This window comes from Nocardia grenadensis NBRC 108939, from assembly GCF_001613445.1.
Classification (GTDB): Bacteria; Actinomycetota; Actinomycetes; order Mycobacteriales; family Mycobacteriaceae; genus Nocardia; species Nocardia grenadensis.
On record NZ_BDCJ01000020.1, the window covers coordinates 183954 to 201530 of the forward strand.

The 17577-nt window shown below is 65.4% G+C and carries 20 protein-coding genes; 14 read left to right on the plus strand and 6 right to left on the minus strand.

The genetic code is table 11. From position 1 onward, the window contains the following. Window positions 1-119: 119 nt before the first annotated feature. The 3 genes from nrdI to NGR01S_RS21955 all read left to right on the plus strand — a co-directional run bounded on the left by nrdI (window position 120) and on the right by NGR01S_RS21955 (window position 3096). Window positions 120-569, plus strand: a complete 450-nt coding sequence (gene nrdI, locus NGR01S_RS21945) for a class Ib ribonucleoside-diphosphate reductase assembly flavoprotein NrdI (RefSeq protein WP_063039775.1) — start codon at window positions 120-122, stop codon at window positions 567-569. Next, window positions 566-2725 (plus strand): class 1b ribonucleoside-diphosphate reductase subunit alpha, encoded by a 2160-nt coding sequence (nrdE, locus tag NGR01S_RS21950; protein WP_063039777.1) that lies wholly within the window; start codon window positions 566-568, stop codon window positions 2723-2725. Before nrdI ends, nrdE begins: the two co-directional genes overlap by 4 nt. Window positions 2726-2841: 116 nt before the next feature. Next, a complete protein-coding gene (locus tag NGR01S_RS21955; protein ID WP_063039779.1) occupies window positions 2842-3096 on the plus strand; it encodes a hypothetical protein in 255 nt (84 codons plus the stop codon). Window positions 3097-3283: 187 nt separating this feature from the next. Here the strand turns inward: NGR01S_RS21955 and NGR01S_RS21960 are convergent, their stop codons facing one another. Next, complete coding sequence (locus tag NGR01S_RS21960; RefSeq protein ID WP_063039781.1) at window positions 3284-4282, minus strand: LLM class F420-dependent oxidoreductase; 999 nt, start codon at window positions 4280-4282, stop codon at window positions 3284-3286. A 387-nt stretch (window positions 4283-4669) separates the two neighbouring features. On the opposite strand from NGR01S_RS21960, the gene NGR01S_RS21965 reads away from it, so the two are divergent. The 4 genes from NGR01S_RS21965 (at window position 4670) to mgtE (ending at window position 8822) form a co-directional block, all read left to right on the plus strand. Further along, window positions 4670-5635: a fimbrial protein gene (locus NGR01S_RS21965; RefSeq protein ID WP_063039783.1), complete on the plus strand. Its 966-nt coding sequence runs from the start codon at window positions 4670-4672 to the stop codon at window positions 5633-5635. Window positions 5636-5767: 132 nt separating this feature from the next. Further along, complete coding sequence (locus tag NGR01S_RS21970; RefSeq protein ID WP_063039785.1) at window positions 5768-6562, plus strand: helix-turn-helix domain-containing protein; 795 nt, start codon at window positions 5768-5770, stop codon at window positions 6560-6562. Continuing rightward, window positions 6559-7158 (plus strand): hypothetical protein, encoded by a 600-nt coding sequence (locus NGR01S_RS21975; protein WP_063039786.1) that lies wholly within the window; start codon window positions 6559-6561, stop codon window positions 7156-7158. The genes NGR01S_RS21970 and NGR01S_RS21975 overlap by 4 nt, the downstream gene beginning before the upstream one ends. Before the next feature lie 299 nt (window positions 7159-7457). Next, window positions 7458-8822 (plus strand): magnesium transporter, encoded by a 1365-nt coding sequence (gene mgtE / locus NGR01S_RS21980; protein WP_063039788.1) that lies wholly within the window; start codon window positions 7458-7460, stop codon window positions 8820-8822. Window positions 8823-9062: 240 nt separating this feature from the next. Here the strand turns inward: mgtE and NGR01S_RS21985 are convergent, their stop codons facing one another. Further along, entirely contained in the window at window positions 9063-9347 is a 285-nt protein-coding gene (locus NGR01S_RS21985) for a hypothetical protein (RefSeq protein ID WP_218020813.1), read from the minus strand. A gap of 371 nt (window positions 9348-9718) precedes the next feature. On the opposite strand from NGR01S_RS21985, the gene NGR01S_RS21990 reads away from it, so the two are divergent. The 4 genes from NGR01S_RS21990 (at window position 9719) to NGR01S_RS22005 (ending at window position 12828) form a co-directional block, all read left to right on the plus strand. Beyond that, on the plus strand, window positions 9719-10270 hold the full coding sequence (locus tag NGR01S_RS21990) for a DUF3558 domain-containing protein (RefSeq protein WP_063039790.1): 552 nt from the start codon (window positions 9719-9721) through the stop codon (window positions 10268-10270). A gap of 39 nt (window positions 10271-10309) precedes the next feature. Then, the gene (locus NGR01S_RS21995) at window positions 10310-10780 is read left to right on the plus strand and encodes a hypothetical protein (RefSeq protein WP_245664707.1); all 471 of its coding nucleotides are present in this window, start codon (window positions 10310-10312) and stop codon (window positions 10778-10780) included. A gap of 5 nt (window positions 10781-10785) precedes the next feature. Further along, window positions 10786-11931, plus strand: coding sequence for a WXG100 family type VII secretion target (locus tag NGR01S_RS22000; protein ID WP_084481588.1), 1146 nt, complete (start codon window positions 10786-10788; stop codon window positions 11929-11931). A 123-nt stretch (window positions 11932-12054) separates the two neighbouring features. After that, a complete protein-coding gene (locus NGR01S_RS22005; protein WP_063039794.1) occupies window positions 12055-12828 on the plus strand; it encodes an ESX secretion-associated protein EspG in 774 nt (257 codons plus the stop codon). Window positions 12829-12863: 35 nt separating this feature from the next. On the opposite strand, the gene NGR01S_RS22010 is transcribed toward NGR01S_RS22005, so the two are convergent. Continuing rightward, entirely contained in the window at window positions 12864-13442 is a 579-nt protein-coding gene (locus NGR01S_RS22010; RefSeq protein WP_063039796.1) for a hypothetical protein, read from the minus strand. After that, window positions 13439-13576, minus strand: coding sequence for a hypothetical protein (locus NGR01S_RS22015; protein ID WP_157107379.1), 138 nt, complete (start codon window positions 13574-13576; stop codon window positions 13439-13441). Before NGR01S_RS22015 ends, NGR01S_RS22010 begins: the two co-directional genes overlap by 4 nt. Window positions 13577-13899: 323 nt before the next feature. Between NGR01S_RS22015 and NGR01S_RS22020 the strand changes: the two genes are divergently transcribed. Together NGR01S_RS22020 and NGR01S_RS22025 are read left to right on the plus strand one after the other, a co-directional pair. Further along, window positions 13900-14775 carry a helix-turn-helix domain-containing protein gene (locus NGR01S_RS22020; protein ID WP_084481571.1) on the plus strand — a complete coding sequence of 292 codons (876 nt, stop codon included), beginning with the start codon at window positions 13900-13902 and terminating at the stop codon, window positions 14773-14775. Beyond that, window positions 14775-14963, plus strand: coding sequence for a DUF397 domain-containing protein (locus NGR01S_RS22025; protein WP_063039802.1), 189 nt, complete (start codon window positions 14775-14777; stop codon window positions 14961-14963). Before NGR01S_RS22020 ends, NGR01S_RS22025 begins: the two co-directional genes overlap by 1 nt. A gap of 297 nt (window positions 14964-15260) precedes the next feature. On the opposite strand, the gene NGR01S_RS22030 is transcribed toward NGR01S_RS22025, so the two are convergent. After that, on the minus strand, window positions 15261-16082 hold the full coding sequence (locus tag NGR01S_RS22030) for a mycofactocin-coupled SDR family oxidoreductase (protein WP_063039808.1): 822 nt from the start codon (window positions 16080-16082) through the stop codon (window positions 15261-15263). An 84-nt stretch (window positions 16083-16166) separates the two neighbouring features. Here NGR01S_RS22030 and NGR01S_RS22035 point away from each other — a divergent pair, with 84 nt between their 5' ends. Next, window positions 16167-16787 carry a pirin family protein gene (locus tag NGR01S_RS22035; protein ID WP_245664708.1) on the plus strand — a complete coding sequence of 207 codons (621 nt, stop codon included), beginning with the start codon at window positions 16167-16169 and terminating at the stop codon, window positions 16785-16787. A gap of 336 nt (window positions 16788-17123) precedes the next feature. Here NGR01S_RS22035 and NGR01S_RS22040 read toward each other — a convergent pair whose 3' ends face one another. Beyond that, a complete protein-coding gene (locus NGR01S_RS22040; RefSeq protein WP_063039812.1) occupies window positions 17124-17543 on the minus strand; it encodes a TIGR03086 family metal-binding protein in 420 nt (139 codons plus the stop codon). Between the last annotated feature and the right edge of the window lie 34 nt (window positions 17544-17577).

The window sequence follows — 17577 nt, forward strand, 5'->3', positions numbered from 1 at the left end:
GTGCGTCAGGCCCGGAGGCGGGAGCGCAGCGTAACCACGAAGGACCCGGGCTCAGGCGCGATGGACATAGTCCGAGCGAACAGCGCACCCGACCGGGTCTTGGCAACAGGGGAGGTGAGATGTCCGAGTCGCATACGCTGGTCTACTTCTCCAGTGCGTCGGAGAACACCCACCGATTCGTCGAGAAGCTGGATATCCCGGCACTCCGGATTCCCCTGCACACCACCGACTCGCTGCGGGTCGACGAACCCTACGTGCTGATCGTTCCCACCTACGGGGGCGGTCGGCACGTATTCGGTTCGACACGTTCCGACAAGGAATTCGTCCCGCGCCAGGTCGCCAAGTTCCTCAACGATCCGCACAATCGCGCGCTGCTGCGCGGGGTCATCGCGGCGGGGAATACGAACTTCGGCGACACCTTCTGCTTCGCAGGTGATGTCATCTCGCGTAAATGCGGGGTGCCCTACCTGTACCGCTTCGAACTCATGGGAACCGCCGAGGACGTCGCCCGCGTCCGTGAGGGATTGGGATTGTTTTGGCACCAACAACGACAGCACCAGCAGGTATGACGGCCCGTCTGGAGCAGCCCCCGCAGCGTGCCGGTGAGCCTGGTGAGGTCCTGGACTACCACGCCCTCAACGCGATGCTGAACCTGTACGGTCCGAACGGCGAGATCCAGTTCGACAAGGATCGCGAGGCCGCGCACCAGTACTTCCGGCAGCACGTCAACCAGAACACCGTCTTCTTCCACAACCTCGACGAGAAGCTCGACTACCTCGTCGAGGAGAACTACTACGAGTCCGAGGTGCTCGAGCAGTACAGCCGGGCCTTCGTCAAGAAGCTGTTCCAGCAGGCCTACGCCAAGAAGTTCCGGTTCCCGACCTTCCTGGGCGCGTTCAAGTACTACACCTCTTACACCCTCAAGACCTTCGACGGGAAGCGCTACCTGGAGCGTTTCGAGGACCGGGTGTGCATGGTGGCGCTGACCCTGGCCGCCGGTGACGAGGTGCTCGCGGGCAAACTCGTCGAGGAGATCATCGACGGCCGGTTCCAGCCGGCCACCCCGACCTTCCTGAACTCGGGGAAAAAGCAGCGCGGTGAGCCCGTTAGTTGTTTCCTCCTTCGCATAGAGGACAATATGGAGTCCATCGGGCGCTCCATCAATTCCGCGCTGCAGCTGTCCAAGCGCGGCGGTGGGGTCGCGCTGCTGCTCAGTAATATCCGTGAACACGGTGCCCCGATCAAGAAGATCGAGAACCAGTCCTCGGGCGTCATCCCGATCATGAAACTGCTCGAGGACTCCTTCTCCTACGCCAACCAGCTCGGTGCGCGCCAGGGTGCGGGCGCGGTGTACCTGCACGCCCACCACCCCGATATCTACCGGTTCCTCGACACCAAGCGGGAGAACGCGGACGAGAAGATTCGCATCAAAACGCTGTCGCTGGGCGTGGTGATCCCCGACATCACCTTCGAACTGGCCAAGAAGAACGAGGACATGTACCTGTTCTCGCCCTACGACGTGGAACGGATCTACGGCAAGCCGTTCGCCGATGTCGATGTCACCGAGAAGTACTACGAGATGGTCGACGACAAGCGGATCCGCAAGTCCAAGATCAAGGCGCGTGAGTTCTTCCAGACCATCGCCGAGCTGCAGTTCGAATCCGGCTACCCCTACATCATGTTCGAGGACACGGTGAACCGGGCCAACCCGATCGCCGGCAAGATCACCCACTCGAACCTGTGCTCGGAGATCCTGCAGGTCTCCACCCCGTCGATCTACAACGACGACCTCACCTACGCGCATGTGGGCAAGGACATCTCCTGCAACCTGGGATCGCTCAATATCGCCAAGGCGATGGATTCCCCGGATTTCGCGCGCACCATCGAGGTCTCGATCCGGGCGCTGACCGCCGTCTCCGATCAGACCCATATCAACTCGGTTCCCTCGATCGAACAGGGCAACAACTCCTCGCACGCCATCGGCCTCGGTCAGATGAATCTGCACGGCTACCTGGCGCGCGAACATATCCACTACGGGTCCGAAGAGGGCCTGGACTTCACCGATATCTACTTCTACACCGTCGTCTATCACGCCCTGCGGGCCTCGAATATGCTTGCGCGGGAACGTGGTACGTACTTCGGCGGGTTCCCCGAATCCAAGTACGCCTCGGGTGAGTACTTCGACAAGTACACCGATCAGGTATGGGAGCCGAAGACCGAGCGGGTCGCGCGGCTGTTCGCCGACGCCGGTATCCGTATCCCCACCCGGGACGACTGGCGGGAGCTGAAGGCCGCGGTCATGGAGCACGGCCTCTACAACCAGAACCTGCAGGCCGTCCCGCCGACCGGGTCGATCTCCTACATCAACCACTCCACCAGCTCCATCCACCCGGTGGCGTCGAAGATCGAGATCCGCAAGGAAGGCAAGATCGGCCGCGTCTACTATCCGGCCCCGTACATGACCAACGAGAACCTGGACTACTACCAGGACGCGTACGAGATCGGCTACGAGAAGATCATCGACACCTACGCCGCGGCCACCCAGCACGTGGACCAGGGCCTGTCGCTGACCCTCTTCTTCAAGGACACCGCCACCACCCGCGACCTGAACAAAGCCCAGATCTACGCTTGGCGCAAGGGCATCAAAACCCTCTACTACATCCGCCTGCGGCAGATGGCGCTGGAGGGCACCGAGGTCGAGGGCTGCGTGAGCTGCATGCTCTGAGAGGCTGGGGCGCAGATCTAGCGGTCGCGACATCGGCACCACCTTCGTAACGGAAGCGTGGTGCCGATCGTCGTTATCGCATGAAAATCGATAGCGTCGATCGTTATCTTGGGTGAATGACCAGGACGATCAGTCATACCGAGCTACGCGACGGCAGCGCGGGCGTAATGGCTGCGCTGGACGCAGGTGAGGATTTCGTCATCACCTGTAACGGCCGGCCCATCGCTGAAATGCGCCCGATCGCCCCGCGACGCAACATGACGACCGCGGAGTTGAAGAAGCGACTCGCCAGGTTTGGGGACACCGCGAACGCGGCGGGCGAGCGTGCGGAAATCGACGCTTCATCCGGAGAAGACAGGCTGGATGGCTGAACCGGAATCGAGCACCACCGATACGGGGCCTGTCGGACTGCGGATGGACCGTCATATCCACCGGGGCGACGGGGCCATCCACTGAACTGGCTGCCTCTACAGCCGGAATACGGTTAGGTCAGAGGGGAGGTGTCCAGATGTGCCGTGATACGGGTGGGCGCGCCCGGAGCGAAAATGCGGGCGCGACTCAGTCGGTCAGTGCCGGGAGGACTTCGCGTTCGAAGAGTTCGATACCGCTGGTGTCGTAGGCCGCTTCGGGGAAGTTGAAGATGGCGTAGCCCAGCCCGCGATCGCGGACGGCGGACAGTTTCTCCACGATCTGCTCCGGGGTGCCGGCCGCCGCGCTGCCATTGTTCAGGTTGTCGACATAGGCGCGGGCCTTCTCCTCGCCCAGGACCGGGGCGATCCGGGCGAGGTGCTCGGCTTTTCGCTGTTCGACCTCGGCCTCGGTGGCGCCGATGGCGACATTGAAGTTGGCGCTGCGCACGATGGCGTCGAAGTCGGTGCCGACCTCGGCGCAATGCGCGCGCAGGATCTCCGATTTGTGGGTGAACTCGTCGGGGCTGTTACCGGCGAAGTTGGTGTAGTTCGCGTACTTCGCGGCGATACGCAGGGTTTTCTTCTCGCCGCCGCCCGCGATCCACAGCGGCAGGCCGCCCTCCTGGGCGGGTAGCGGGCGCACGATCGCACCGTCCGCCTGGTAGTAGCGGCCGTCGAGGGTGGCGGTGCCGGTCTGCCAGGCCTGACGGAAGATCTGCACCCCTTCGTCGAGCCGGCCGAGCCGCTCCCCGGCGGTGGGGAAACCGTATCCGTAGGCACGCCATTCGTGTTCGTACCAGCCACCGCCGATACCCATTTCGGTGCGGCCGCCGGAGATGAGGTCCACCGTCGCCGCGACCTTGGCCAGGTAGGCCGGGTTACGGTAACTGATCGCCGTACACATCTGCCCCAGCCGCACCCGGGTGGTGGTGGCGGCGAAGGCGGACATGAGGGTCCAGGCCTCGTGGGTGGCTTCCTCGCTGGGCTCCGGAACGGTGTGGAAATGGTCGTACACCCACAGCGACTCCCATACCGGGTTCGCATCGGCGCGGGCAGCCAGACCCCGCATCACCTCCCAGTGGGTAGCGGGTTCGAGACCTACCAGGTCGAGACGCCACCCCTGCGGGATGAAGATTCCGAAGCGCACAGCACTCTCCTCAGATGTCGGGCCCGGGGCCACCGCGAGATATCTCGGTCTCCACTCTGGCAAGCCCTGGGCGGGTGGGCAACGTTTGTACGCTGACCGCGCCGAATTGCTGGTGCCGCCACCGCCCGCCCGCACCCGAGTGCGGCTGCCCGGTACGGGCGCCCCCTGCCCGAGTCGCATTCCACGGGTGGTACCGCCTGTCTGAGGACTGCTCCCCGTGGCGAACGGGCCGACGAAATCCGTCGATCGGGCCCGGGCGGTCGGCGTGGTCACGCCGTGGACGCCATCGGCCACCGTTGCGTCACCTCTGCCGAAGGTGACAGCCACGGCAGTCTTGTGCGACATTGCTGTCGATAGACGGAACACCAGCGACACAGGGAGTTCTCCGTGCGCCCGATGACCGGTCCCGAAGGTATCACCGAGGTCAAAAGCCGCCTCCTGAAAGCTTTCACGGGCTGGTCGGGTGATTTCAAAGACAAGGTAAGTGACGTCAGAGCGGGGGCATTGAAGCTCGAAGGACTGCTGGCCGATGCCGAGCGGAAAAGTCATCTGACGCTGACGTTCGCTGTCGACAGAAGTCCTCTACTCGGCAGTGTGCCCGGAAGCCGCCGAGCCGATGACATCGGCGAGAATTCGGCGCCGCTGGATGGCTCGCACATCGGCAAACCGGACGCCGGGCGAGGGCAGACCATCATCGACTCCCATATCGAACGCGCAGGCTGGGTGACACCAGGATCGAAAGAGCTACGCACGTACGAGACCGACAGGGGCACCAGAATCCCGCCGCGCACCTGGGAAACGATCTCGCACCTGGCACCCGAAGGGCCCTGGTACTACCGAACGCCAGAGGGTCTGAAAGGGCTGTTCTACCTGGAGCGAGATCTCGGTCAGCAACTGGACCACTTCGAACCACGGGGCAAGATCAATCCACACTTCAATTGCCACGGCTATACATTCAGCCGTGACGGTGCAGCCGGCTGGCTTCCCGGCGCGAAAGTCGACGACATTCTGGCCGACAACGGGTTTCGCCGGGTGACCGACGAAAGTTCCGCTACCCCGGGGGATGTCGTTGTCTATCGGGCAGGAGACGGAGAGGAAGCCGGCCGCGGCGTGGTCAATCACACGGGCGTGGTCGCGCAGGTCGGCCCCGATGGAATCATGGTCGATTCCAAGCTGGGCGCACTGTCGATTGCCCGGCATGAAATCGGCGAATTCGACGACCGGCAGGGACCACACGAAATCTATACAACCGATCGCCCCGATGGACGATTCCTGACCCCCGTCCCCGGCTCCGAAACCGCCGCCCCCCCATGGCCATACGAACCCGGCGAGGCATCGGACGGGGCACGGTGACGAGAGTGTGACCGAGCTCGCAGCCCCGTACGGCATAGGACGAACCGGAGCCGGACGCCGGCGGGCCCGGTGTGTCCGATTCCAGGTCCCAGTACTTGACTGCGACGTAGCGTCACACCCGAAGCTGATGGTGTGAGAATCAGCGAGATAGCCACCGCCGCCGGAACGACTCCCCGCGCCGTCCGCCACTATCATCGGCTGGGCCTGCTGCCCGAACCGGTCCGCCCCGACAGCGGCTATCGCGACTACGGACTGGCCGAGCTGGCGCGACTCATGCGTATCCGCTGGCTCGCCGACAACGGGTTGCCCCTGGGTGCGGTGGCCGCGGTGTTCGAGACCGAGCGCGGGACATCGGATACCGATGACCTCCGCGCGGATCTGGCGGCCTTGCACGACGAGATCTCCCACCGCGTCGCCCAGCTCGTCCGTAAGAAGGAAGGGCTCGGCCGAATGCTGGCCGCCGTCGACGCCGGCCGTACGCTCACCGCGCTACCCGCAGAGCTCGCCGACGTGCTCGACGCTGCCCGGGACCAGGCCGACGATCTGGAACGCCCGGCACTCGACCGGGAGCGCGATCTCCTGGAGATCATCGCCATCTCCGGCGACACTCCGGAGGAGATGTTCACGTGGTTCGCGCGCGCGTTCTCCGATACCTCGGCACGGGAGAACTACCGGCGGATGCTGCGGGGCTGGGAGCAGTTGAGCGGCCGGGCGGTGGAGCAGTCCGGGGAGTTGATCGAACGGGTGGCATACGAGCTCGCCGGAGGGCTGCGCGCTGCCGACTTCGAATCGCTGGCGGCTTCGACCGCGTCCAGCGACGCGAGCGGCCCCGATCTGTCGCTGATGGCACTCGTGCCCGATCCGGCCCAGCGCCGCGCGGTACTGCGGGCGATCGAACTGCTCACCGGCACGGACGTTCGACCGTGACCGGGCGCCCAACCAGGTTCCTGCGGAACCAGGGCCGGGCCTACCGCGGGGTCTGGTTGTGGTTGCGTCGTCGCACCGATTGCGACGGCCGGGAACGTGAACCGTTGCCCGGCACGCGGGGCACGCTGGCGATGCCCCTGGCCTTTCTGGCGGTGACCCTGCTGGAGATGGCTGTGCTCCACCTCCTGATTCCGTGGACGTGGCTGAGTATTTCGCTGGGCGTGCTGTCGCTGTGGTCACTATTGCTGCTGTTCGCGGTGTTCGTCGCGGATATCGCCTACCCGCACTACGCCACCGATCGGGCGCTGGTGCTGCGCCGCGGCGGCCGCGAGATCGCGACCATCGCATTCGACCGGATCGCGGCCGTCACCGAACACCGGCGTTACAACCACACCGGGACAGCACTGGACGGCGACCGCCTGTTCCTCGCCGGACCGGACGGCACCACCATCGATGTGACGCTGCGCGAACCGGCCGATATCCGGGTGGAGTCACCGGTACCCAGCGGTCGGATCTCCGCCGCGGTGACCCGGATCAGCCTGTTTCTCGACAATCCCGAGCAACTCCGTGGCGCGCGGACACGCCCGGAAGTGTGAAACGCCGTGTGACGAACCTTTCGATGCGGACTTCCCATGGTCAGGATGTATTCTGATCAAGAATGCGTTCGCATTCATAGACAGTTATCCGGATCGGGCGTGTACCCACGCGCGCGGCGGCGACCTAAGAGGAGGTGGTGTTGCAATGCGCAGCGAACCTCCCAGTCGAAGGCCGCGCGGCGCCGTCCGCCCGCGCTTCCGCCAGCAGTAACTGTCGGCGGAGCGGCCCGGCTCGGCGCCTCGCGGTGTGACTTTCCTTCGAAATCACTCGCAACTCACTGCTGTGCCGAGGACTTCTCATGTCGCAGATCGATCTCATCGAAGTGCCGACGACGCTGTCGGAATCCCTCCAGGACGTGGTCGAGAGCCACCGCGTCGATGCCGCGCTGCACTGGCTGGACAACCATCCGCCGCACGTCATCGCCGACGAACTCGCGCGGATGAATGCCGTCGAGGCCGGGGTCGCGTTCCGATTGCTGGACAAGGATCTGGCACTCGCGGTGTTCGAGGAACTCGAACCCGTCGATCAGCAGCAGATCCTGCAGGGTCTGCGGGATCAGAGCTTCCGCGAACTCGTCGAGGGCATGGCACCCGACGACCGCGCCCGCATGCTGCGCGAAGCGCCGGCCAAGGTGGCGAAGAAAGCCCTCGCCGGGCTGAGCCCCCGCGAACGCCGGATGACCGCCGCACTGCTCGGCTACCCCGAGGGGTCGGTCGGCCGGTACATGTCGCCCGAGGTCGTCGCCATCCCCGGCACCCTCACCGTGGCCGACGCCCTGCGCACGGTCCGGCTCAAGGGCGGCAACGCCGAAACGGTCTACACCCTCCCCGTGGTCGACGCGGGCCGCCGCCTCCAGGGCATCGTGGAACTGCGCGAACTCGTCCTCACCGGCCCCGACACCATGGTCGCCGACCTCGTCGTCACCGAACCCGCCTTCGTCCGCGCCACCGATTCGGCGGAGAAGGCCGCGCGCCTCATGCGCGAGACCAACGACATCAACCTGCCCGTTGTCGACAGCGAGGACCGGCTGGTCGGGCTGCTCACCATCGACGACGCCGTCGAGGTCATCGAGGCCGCGGACAGCGAGGATGTCGCCAAACAGGCCGGTTCGGCGCCCTGGGAAGGCCACTACATGGCCGCCGGGGTGTTCCAGCTCGCCCGCTACCGCGCCCTGTGGCTGATGCTGCTGCTGGTGGCGGCCACGCTGACGGTGAGCGTGACCGGTTTCTTCGAGGCCACCCTCGAACAGGCCGCGCAGCTGGCGCTGTTCATTCCGCTGCTCATCGGCGCAGGTGGTAATGCGGGCGCGCAGGCCGCCACGGCCTGTGTCCGTGCGGTCGCGGTCGGCGAGGTACGCGGCGGTGACCTGTTCAAAGTCATCTGGCGGGAGTGCCGGGTGGGGTTGGTTCTCGGGACCATGCTCGCCGTGGTCGGCGTGGTCATCGGCGGGTTGTTCGTGGGCCCCCGGGTCGCGGTGGTCGTCGGTGTCACGCTGGTGCTGATCTGTGCCTGGGCCGCCACCATCGGCGGCACCATGCCGCTGCTGGCCAAGCGGCTGCGGATCGACCCGGCGGTGGTGTCGGCGCCCATGGTCACGACGCTGGTCGACGCGACCGGGCTGATCATCTACTTCACCACGGCGAAGCTGGTGCTGGGGATCTGAGCGGGGCAGCGTCGGGTCGAGTCCGGCGCTGGGACGGCCCGGCCTGTGCCATAGGAGTGATGGTTCGCGGGGTGCTCGTTCGTCGACAGCGCGGCGAGGCCCGTGCGGGGAATCGAAGGCCTATTCACCGCAGAATCTGCGGTGAATAGGCGTATTGATCGCCGCACTCGCAACTGGGCCATCACCACCAAATGCTCTCGGGACACCGCGCTGCGCGATATCAACGAACGTGCGACGCTCTCAAATCACCTCGGCGACCGGCCGGATGAGCAGCTCGGTGACGTACCGGTCGTCGGAGTCGAGCCATGCCCCGAAATCTCTGTCACGGTAGGCGGTCGCCAGCGTGAGCCACCCCAGGAAGAACCCGGTGCCGCCGCAGGCGGCGCTGCCCCCGTCACCACCACAGACGACGGCCGGCTCGCTGGTGAACTCGTGCCTGTATGGATCCTGGCCGATCATCAGATCCCACAGGTTCGCCTCACGGTGTGGCCCTGCCGAATGATCGAACGGATAGCCGCCGTCCAAGCTGTCGTCACCCCAGCGGAACAGGGTGGAGGATCCGGCACCGCAGGCGTACTCCCACTCGTCCGGGGTGCTCGCCCGGCCGGTGGGAGTGGTATTCGACGTAGGCCACTCGACAGTCCGCGGACAAGAAGCAGAGTGGAGAACACCGCGTTTTCCCAGGCGCGCAGAGGATTTGGTCGCCGCTCGACGTGGGTTGGTGAGCAGGGTGACGAATTCGCCGGCGCGTTGACTATGCGTGCAGGTCCGGGAGGCTTGGACGGTTGCGTCGAGTTTTTGGCGCCGGTAACGTCTGAGCGAGCCGGCAGCAGGGGGCGGAGACGCCGGTCCTCCCCAAGGGTCGGACGACTGGTGGTATCGGCGGTGGAGGTCGGATGGTGGCCGCGGGGAAGCGTAAGGCGTTGATCGCGTTGGTGGGTGCGGCGGTGCTGGTGCTGACGGGGTGTGAGTCTGCTACCGAGGGCGCGGAGGGGCCCGAGACGCCGAGCGTCGCGACGGAGGTGCCTGCGGGATTCGATCCGTGCACAGATATCCCACCGGAGACCCTTAAGTCGGAGGGGCTGCGAGATCCTGTGCCGGATGATGCAAGCGCGAACGGGATAAAGTGGAACGGGTGCATGTGGATACAGACAGATGGGTATTCGGCTGCCATCCGGACGACCAATATGACCCTCGACATGATCAAAGACAAGGGTTTTCCTGGAACGCAGGAATTCGAGACCGGTGGACGGTCAGCAATCGTTTCGCGGCAGGGTAAGACCCACGTCGAAGCTTCGTGCAATGTCAACGTTGCACTTGTCGGGGGAAGCCTTGAATTCTTGCTCACCAACCCGTCGTCTCGCAGTAAGACCGGGCATCTCGACACTTGTGAACTCGCCCGGAACTTGGTTGAGAAGCTTGCGCCGAACATCCCGGCAGACGCGTGAGTAAGCCGAGTATCGGAATCACGCTGCGGAAGGACGGATATGAGTGACGAGCCCGCACCGCGGCCGATGGCCAACATGCTCGATGCGGCAACCAACGGTCAGACATCGGTGCAGATGACACCAGAAGATTTCATATACCTTGAACGCGACTGTCAGTTCTTCAAAGATCAGATTGTGCGGATCCAAGGTAGCGCGGAGGAAATCTCTCAGCAGGATCACTGGGGTCTGGGGGAAGCCAACGATGACCTGACTTCCGCCCGAGCCATGGTCGGTCGCTACAAGGTGAAGGCGAAGGGTGCCCCAGATGGCAACGGCGTCTGGGAGATCATGGATCAGCATTACAAGATCGTCGACGATATTCAGAACGTCTTCCGGATCATGCGAGATCAGATGATGCAGGCCGACAGCGAGTTCGCCGCCGCGTTCAATTCTTTGAACGAGTCCCTGCCGGAAAGGCCGCCTGCCGGCCCGGTCCTCGACTTGAATACCTTTCTCGGTGGGCCGGCATGAGCGAAATGCCGCAGTATGAAAACGCGATCATCCCGAAGGGTGGAGAGCATCCGGACGGCTGGGATCATCCCAAGATCAGTGGCGCGTTCAGTCCGCTCGATGTGAACGATGCGACCGGTCAGGCAGGGAAGTATCTGCTGATGAAGCTGATGTGGGAGCAGGGTTTCGAAACGTTTCTGCGATCCACTCAGGCGTCTCTTGCGCAGGCATGGTCCGGCCCGGCCGCTGAGCAGTCCAAGCAGGCCATCCAGGATTACATCGACAGGCACGCCCGTCCTGTGACTCCTGCCCTCGAAGCGCTGGCGAACGGAATCCGGGCTGCGGCCGATGCGATCGTGGAGACGAAAAAAGCCATACCTGAGCCGATGGATGCCGGGGGGTGGGTCAACAGGCATTGGAACCAGTTCTGGCATGACGAGGAAATCGGTCGGCGGACCGAGGAGGCGCGGGTGGTGATGAAAACCCATTATGTCGACCGGTTCGGGGAACTCGATACCCAGATCCCGGTGATTCCGGTCCCTGTCGGTCCCACCTCCGCCACCGATATCCCCGCCCCGCCACCCGGCGGATACACCACCGGCACAGGGAACCCGGGCGCTACTTCCCCAGAGAGCCCCACCGGTACAGCAGGGGAGAAGCCTGCGGGTGAGACGCCGGGGACTCCGGAGGGCGAGACGCCGGGCGAGACCCCTGGCGAGGAGACGACGCAGCCGACCACCACCGACCCCGGCGATACCGCCACCGACCCCGCGTCCACCGCAACCCCCACCGGCACCACCCCCACTGTCCCTGCGGGCACAACCCCGTCCGGTGTGACCACAAGTCCCGGCTCGCCGGGCGGCACACCTCCGGGGGGTCCCGGTTCCTCCGGTACTCCCGAGTCGCAGACGCCCGGTCGGACCGTCCAGGGCGCACCGAATACCGCCGCCGGCGTCCCGGCCGCTGCGTCCGCCGCCGCGGCGAACGCGGCGGCCAACCGTGGGATGACGGGTATGCCGATGGGTGGCGCCGGTGCGGGACGTGGTGGTCAGGATGACGAGTCGAAGCGTTCGACACCCGATTACCTGATCAACCAGGAGAACACCGAGGAGTTGCTGGGCGATATCCCGCCCACCATCGCCGGTGGCGTGATCGGACGCAACCCCGACTAGAAGCCGAGAGTTTCGCCGTACGAGCCGCTCGGTCGGCCGGCCGAGCGGTGTTCGGCGCGGTACCGGAACGTCGTCAATACATCGCGGGAATTGTTGTCCCGCAACGAAAAAGAGGAATGATCGATGTCCGAGTGGACGTGGGAGCCGGATGATTTCGCGGCGCTGTGGTACAGCGACGCCTACGACCGGTTCCCCAGCCCACTGCGCTACACCAGCCGTTTCGCCTTCAACGATGAAGCCCGGGCGCATCGTCTCGCGGTGCGGGAGCGGTATACGCGGGAGGAGCGCGCCACTATCCAGGTGGCCCTGGATACGCTGGGCACCTCGACAATGCATATCGCGATCTTCGGTGGCACCGTCGCGCACAAACGCAGCACCGGACGCGGCGATATGCGCAACTACCGGATTGTGGGCGCGCGCACCGAGAGCCATGCGGTGACGATGAGCCAGGCCGGTAATGCCGACGACTTCGGGTCGATTCAGGTGCGACTGTTGCGGCCGGAGCAGCTGGCGGCCCGGCTGGTGACCACATTGCCCGGGTGTGCGCCCGGGACAGCCGGACCCGAGACCTTCCATCCCGACGATGTGGACTCCCGGCCGGAGCAGTTCGAGAATCCGCAGCGCACTCGCGCGCGGGACCGGTATCGGCGGCTGGTCCGGAGAGAGGCCGACGGTGGCGGTTGTGCGGTGCTGCGAATGGGGCGATTCGATGCGAATGCCGACCCGCTCCGATTGCTGGAATGGCACGATATCACCGGCGACGGCCGCTACATCGAACAGCGCGGCACCCACGTGACGGTGCGCCCGGCCACCCCGGCCGAGTTCACCCGCCATTTCGGCAGCTGGATGGATCTGGGCTGGCGCCGGTTGGCGGAGGAGCACGCCGAAGCCTGGTGAGCACGGGCTTCGGTGCGGGCGGAACCGGGTAGCACTCACAGTCCGGTCCGTTCGCGCGGGTTCGTGATCCGCAGCCTCAGTAGATGCGGATGGTTGGCGGCGTCGAGAGCGAGTGCGGCGGTCCACAGGGACGCGTCGATGGATTCGGGTAGGCGCCAATCCGGTGGTGCGACTGCGGGGTACCGCAGGAGTACCGGGTCGGCGGCGCACTGGTGGGGGCGGACTGCCCACCACTGGCGACCGGCGGCATCGATGGTGGCGGCCGCGAGCACATCCGGCCCGGCGGGCAGTCGCGCCGCGGCGGTACGGACAGGTGCCGGGATGTGCCGTGCGGCATCGCGGGAATCCAGTTGATCGGCGAAAACGAGGAAGACGAAACCGAATCCGAACATGCAGGGGCCGAGGACGGCACGCACTCGGGCGGCCGCCACATGGATCGGATTCGGATCCATGACGCCCCGACTCGGATCGACCTCGGCGCATTCGGCGTGGATCGTCTCGCCGTCGAATCGGAATCCGAACAGTACGGGCAGCGATCCGGCGGGTACGACCGGCAGGAAATGCGCGGTGATCTCGGCGACCGACTCGTCGTCGGGGTAGCGGATTGCGGTCATCCGAGCAGTCCCCGCGCGACGGTATGCGCCCAGAACTCGTGGCGGATCGTATCCCACAGCAGGGCGTATTCGGGGAACCGCTCGCGCATATCCGCGAGGTCGGTGCAGGTGTGGGCGGGCAGCGGCATGCTCACGCCCGAAGTGTCGCGCACCTCCAGAATCCGGATCGCCCCGCCATCGAGTCGCCAGGCCGCCACCCGGCCTTCGCATTCGGTGTGGCGCGTCGGCGCGGGTGCACCGGCGGCGCCGGAGCCCGCCGGGAAAGCGTCTTTGCGACAACGTCTTCCGTATCTCTCGGACATGCGACTATGTTGCTGCAGGTCACAGACTCGGCGTGGGTCGGCGGGAGGCCGTCACGGGATCGATCGGAAGTCGCAGCACGTTTCCCGGTACCTGCCTACGATTGTTCTCGACCTGAGAAACGCCGGGCGATTCGTTGAGAAACAGGGGAGGCACGATGCCGAGCAAGGCGGATCTCAGCGGCACCACACTGCCGCGGCGGCAACTGGGGAGAGCGTTGCGCGACGCGCGTCACGCACGCGGTTCGACGCTCGAACAGGTGGCTCGGGAGACCGAGTTCAGCCGGGCGACATTGAGCCGGATCGAACTGGGGCAGTACGAGCGGATCAAGGTTCGGGAAGTCGAATACCTCTGCCGTTACTTCGATCTGCCGGACGATCGCACCCAGTATCTGATGGCCATTGCCGCGGAATCGAATACGAAGGTCTGGTGGCAGAACTATCGACATTTTATGCACGAGGGATTCAGTTCCTATCTCGAGCTGGAGGCCTATGCCACCGATTTGCGGTTCTTCCAACCGCTTGTGATTCCTGGCCTTCTTCAAACGGCCGACTATGCCAGAGCTATCTACCGCGCCTACGCGCCGGACGACCGCGAGCAGCAGATAGACAGCCGGGTAGAGATGCGGATGCAGCGTCAGCGACGGCTCGCGCAGCGGCGGTCGAAGACTGGGATGGAGTACTTGCTGCATGAGAACGTGCTGCACACGGTGGTTGGTTCGAAGCGAATCATGGCAGCTCAGTGCCGGGCAATCGCCGATACGAGCACCCACGACAACGTCACTTTGCGGGTACTGCCTTTCGCCGCCGGGCTACCGACCGGTGATGTCGTCCAGCCTTTCATCGTGCTCGACTTCCCGGATAGCGAACCGGCCGTGGTCCACTCTGAGGGTGCCATCGGCTCCATGACTTTCGAGGACGCCGATGATGTGATGCGGTTTCGCTCACTGTACGAAACGCTCCGGTCCGCGGCGCTCGATGAGGTGACTTCACGAGATCGAATAAGAGGAATCGCAAGGAGATACGACCAGTAATGGGCGAATTATCGGGTGTGCAGTGGTTCAAGTCGTCGTACAGCGGGGGTGGTGGCGACTGCGTGGAAGTCGCATGGTTGGGATCAGGACGGGTAGGTGTCCGGGATTCCAAGAACCCGGTCGGTCCGGCGCTGGACTTCGCGCCTGCGGACTGGGACGCCTTCATCGCCCGGATGCGCGGGGACTGAAAACGATCTCCCGTCGTCTCAGGGCGCCGGGAACTGTGGCGCGGGCCCGCCCCACCTCGGCCTGATCCGGGCCGAAGGCCGTGACCGTCGGAACCAGATCACCGGTGACAGGCGGTCCGGCTACGAATGTGTACCCGATATGGCCACCGGCGATAACAGGGGTGGCGAAGAACTCCCGATAGTCCCAGTGAGCGTCGCGACACCTGGACGATTTCATTGTGTCGGCTTCATCCTGTCGGTCCGGACTCGAAGGTCTCTGCCGCGGTTCGCCAATCCAGTGGATCCGAATAGATCCGCTCAGACCGTGTGGGTGCTCAGGCCGCCGGAGATTGTCAGCGCTTCGCCGTTGTAGCGGCCGCCGGAGTCGGAGACGAGTAGCAGGATCAACTCCGAGACCTCTTCGGGCTGGATCAACCCGCCCCCGGCCTCGAACATCGCCATGGCGTCCTCGCGGGTGGGGTTCTCGTGGTCGGGCATCAGTTCGCGGTAGGTGGCGGGGTTCATGATCATGTCGGTCTGTACGCCCGAGGGGAGGACCGCGTTCACGGTGATGCCGTGTTCCGCGACCTCCTCGGCCAGTGATTTCACCAGGCCGACCACACCCCATTTCGCGGCGGCGTAGTGGCCGGATCTGCGGGCGCCCATGCGGGCGACGATGGAGGCGGTGGCGACGATGCGGCCCGCGCCGCGCTCGATCATATGTGGGACGACGGCGCGGAAGCTGTGGTAGACGCCGGTCAGGTTGACATCGATCATGTCCTGCCAGGTCTGTTCGGGCATTTCGGCGATCAGAGCGTTGGATGCGATGCCCGCGTTGGCCACGAGGATGTCGATACGGCCGAATTCGTCGATGGCGCGGTCGGCGACGGCGTAGAGCTGTTCCTGATCACGAACGTCGGCGGTGACGGGTACACAGCGGCGGCCGGTGTCGCGGACCAGTTTCACCGTATCGGCGAGGTCGTCTTCCGAACCGAGTGCGTAGGGCACGCTCGCGATGGGCGCGGCGATATCGCACAGCACGATATCGGCGCCCGCCGTGGCCAGCGTCACGGCGTGCGAGCGGCCCTGCCCGCGGGCGCCGCCGGTGACGACAGCGACTTTTCCGTCCAACTTCCCCATGGTTCCTCCCTCGTCGGCTCGATGCCCCCATCCTCACATTGCCGGCGCGCGTTGCATGCCGGTTCGGAGTATCGCCAGTATTTGATGCCGGTGATATCCGGCGATTCCGGCGCCCTGCACGGCGTGCAGCTCTGGTACGCGACGAGGTTCAGCGAGAACGCCTTCGCGCACTATGCGCCGGAATCGGTGACACGCCCCGGCGTCACGGCACGTGTGTTCATCGGAGCGCTGCTCGGATCGAGCTCCCCGGTCGACACGCGAACCCCGGACCTGCTCGGTGCCGAACCGGTACTCGAGCCCGGTGCCTCGACACAACTCACCGTGCGGGCCGACTTCGAACACGCCGTCCTCGCCGAGAGCGCCGAGGTCACGGTGAACTCGGCCGCCGTCGACCACCGATCACTCGCCTACATACCGCCCGGATCCGACACCTTGGTCATCACCGCGGGCGACACCGGAGCCCGCGTCATCCTCCTGGGAGGCGTCCCGCTGCGGGAGCAGATCGTGATGTGGTGGAACTTCGTCGGACGCGATCACCAGGAGATTGTCGAGTACCGGCGCCGCTACCAGGCCGAGCTCGGTTTCGAACCCGCCGACCCGAGGGATGCCGGAAAGCCTGCTCTGTTCGGCGAGTCCCCACCCCACCAAAAGCCGCCACTACCGGCGCCACCGCTGCCGAATGCCAGACTCCGCCCGCGCGAGTAAACCGCGGGCGAGCCCGACGACCATGCCCGGACACCTGCGTTCGCCGGGCCCGTACATCCTCGACGGCGGCCTCCGGTTCGGCCACGCGCCGGCCGTGACGAACACGTACGCCCAAGCCCGCCGGTCGAACGGCGGTGACCCCGCCGGCTCCTCCGGCGACCACTGAGGTCTTGCCAACCAGCTGTCCCGCGCTCGAACGGCTGTACTCGCGCCACGGGTTGACGGACCGGCATTCGGGAGACCGGCGCGAATTCGAAATGGTCCTCGGCCTGTAGGGCGGCCTGCCCACCGCACCGGCCCGATCTGCGACGCGGTGCGACGGGCGCGCGGAAACCGTCAGCGGCTCTCGGGCCGGCTGCGGCCGAGGAAGGCGGCCAGTCGCTCCGTCGGTCCGGCCTCGGCGGGCGGCTCGACGCGAATACCGAACGGTGACCCGGGACCGCGGAACGCGTCGCTCAACGCCCGGTCGGCGATGGCCTGCGCCTTGGCCACCAGTGCCGGGTCGGCTTCCGCGGGCTGTCCGATGGATACGGCCAGGTCCCAGCCGTGCGCGACGGTTTCCATGAGGTATCCGCCGACGGCGAGTCCACCGGGGGCCTCGCCCCAGGGCGCGATGAGTGTGCGGGTCAGCATGGTGTCGTCGGCCCACCGGTCGAGGGCGGCGCTCGACCGTTTCAAGTAGTCCTCACCGGGCCGGTTCGTGTCGATATCGGCTCGGGCGGGGAGCGGGCGTGGGTCGGCGCCGGTTGTCGGCACGACCTGGTATCTCGTCGCCGCCCATCGGGGCAGG

What these genes read in the sequence shown, in the direction of transcription:
- nrdI (WP_063039775.1), top strand. Translation starts at nt 120, where the DNA reads ATGTCCGAGTCGCATACGCTGGTCTACTTCTCCAGTGCGTCGGAGAAC.
- nrdE (WP_063039777.1), top strand. Translation starts at nt 566, where the DNA reads ATGACGGCCCGTCTGGAGCAGCCCCCGCAGCGTGCCGGTGAGCCTGGT.
- NGR01S_RS21955 (WP_063039779.1), top strand. Translation starts at nt 2,842, where the DNA reads ATGACCAGGACGATCAGTCATACCGAGCTACGCGACGGCAGCGCGGGC.
- mgtE (WP_063039788.1), top strand. Translation starts at nt 7,458, where the DNA reads ATGTCGCAGATCGATCTCATCGAAGTGCCGACGACGCTGTCGGAATCC.
- NGR01S_RS21990 (WP_063039790.1), top strand. Translation starts at nt 9,719, where the DNA reads ATGGTGGCCGCGGGGAAGCGTAAGGCGTTGATCGCGTTGGTGGGTGCG.
- NGR01S_RS21995 (WP_245664707.1), top strand. Translation starts at nt 10,310, where the DNA reads ATGAGTGACGAGCCCGCACCGCGGCCGATGGCCAACATGCTCGATGCG.
- NGR01S_RS22000 (WP_084481588.1), top strand. Translation starts at nt 10,786, where the DNA reads ATGCCGCAGTATGAAAACGCGATCATCCCGAAGGGTGGAGAGCATCCG.
- NGR01S_RS22005 (WP_063039794.1), top strand. Translation starts at nt 12,055, where the DNA reads ATGTCCGAGTGGACGTGGGAGCCGGATGATTTCGCGGCGCTGTGGTAC.
- NGR01S_RS22010 (WP_063039796.1), bottom strand. Translation starts at nt 13,442, where the DNA reads ATGACCGCAATCCGCTACCCCGACGACGAGTCGGTCGCCGAGATCACC.
- NGR01S_RS22020 (WP_084481571.1), top strand. Translation starts at nt 13,900, where the DNA reads ATGCCGAGCAAGGCGGATCTCAGCGGCACCACACTGCCGCGGCGGCAA.
- NGR01S_RS22025 (WP_063039802.1), top strand. Translation starts at nt 14,775, where the DNA reads ATGGGCGAATTATCGGGTGTGCAGTGGTTCAAGTCGTCGTACAGCGGG.
- NGR01S_RS22030 (WP_063039808.1), bottom strand. Translation starts at nt 16,082, where the DNA reads ATGGGGAAGTTGGACGGAAAAGTCGCTGTCGTCACCGGCGGCGCCCGC.
- NGR01S_RS22035 (WP_245664708.1), top strand. Translation starts at nt 16,167, where the DNA reads ATGCCGGTGATATCCGGCGATTCCGGCGCCCTGCACGGCGTGCAGCTC.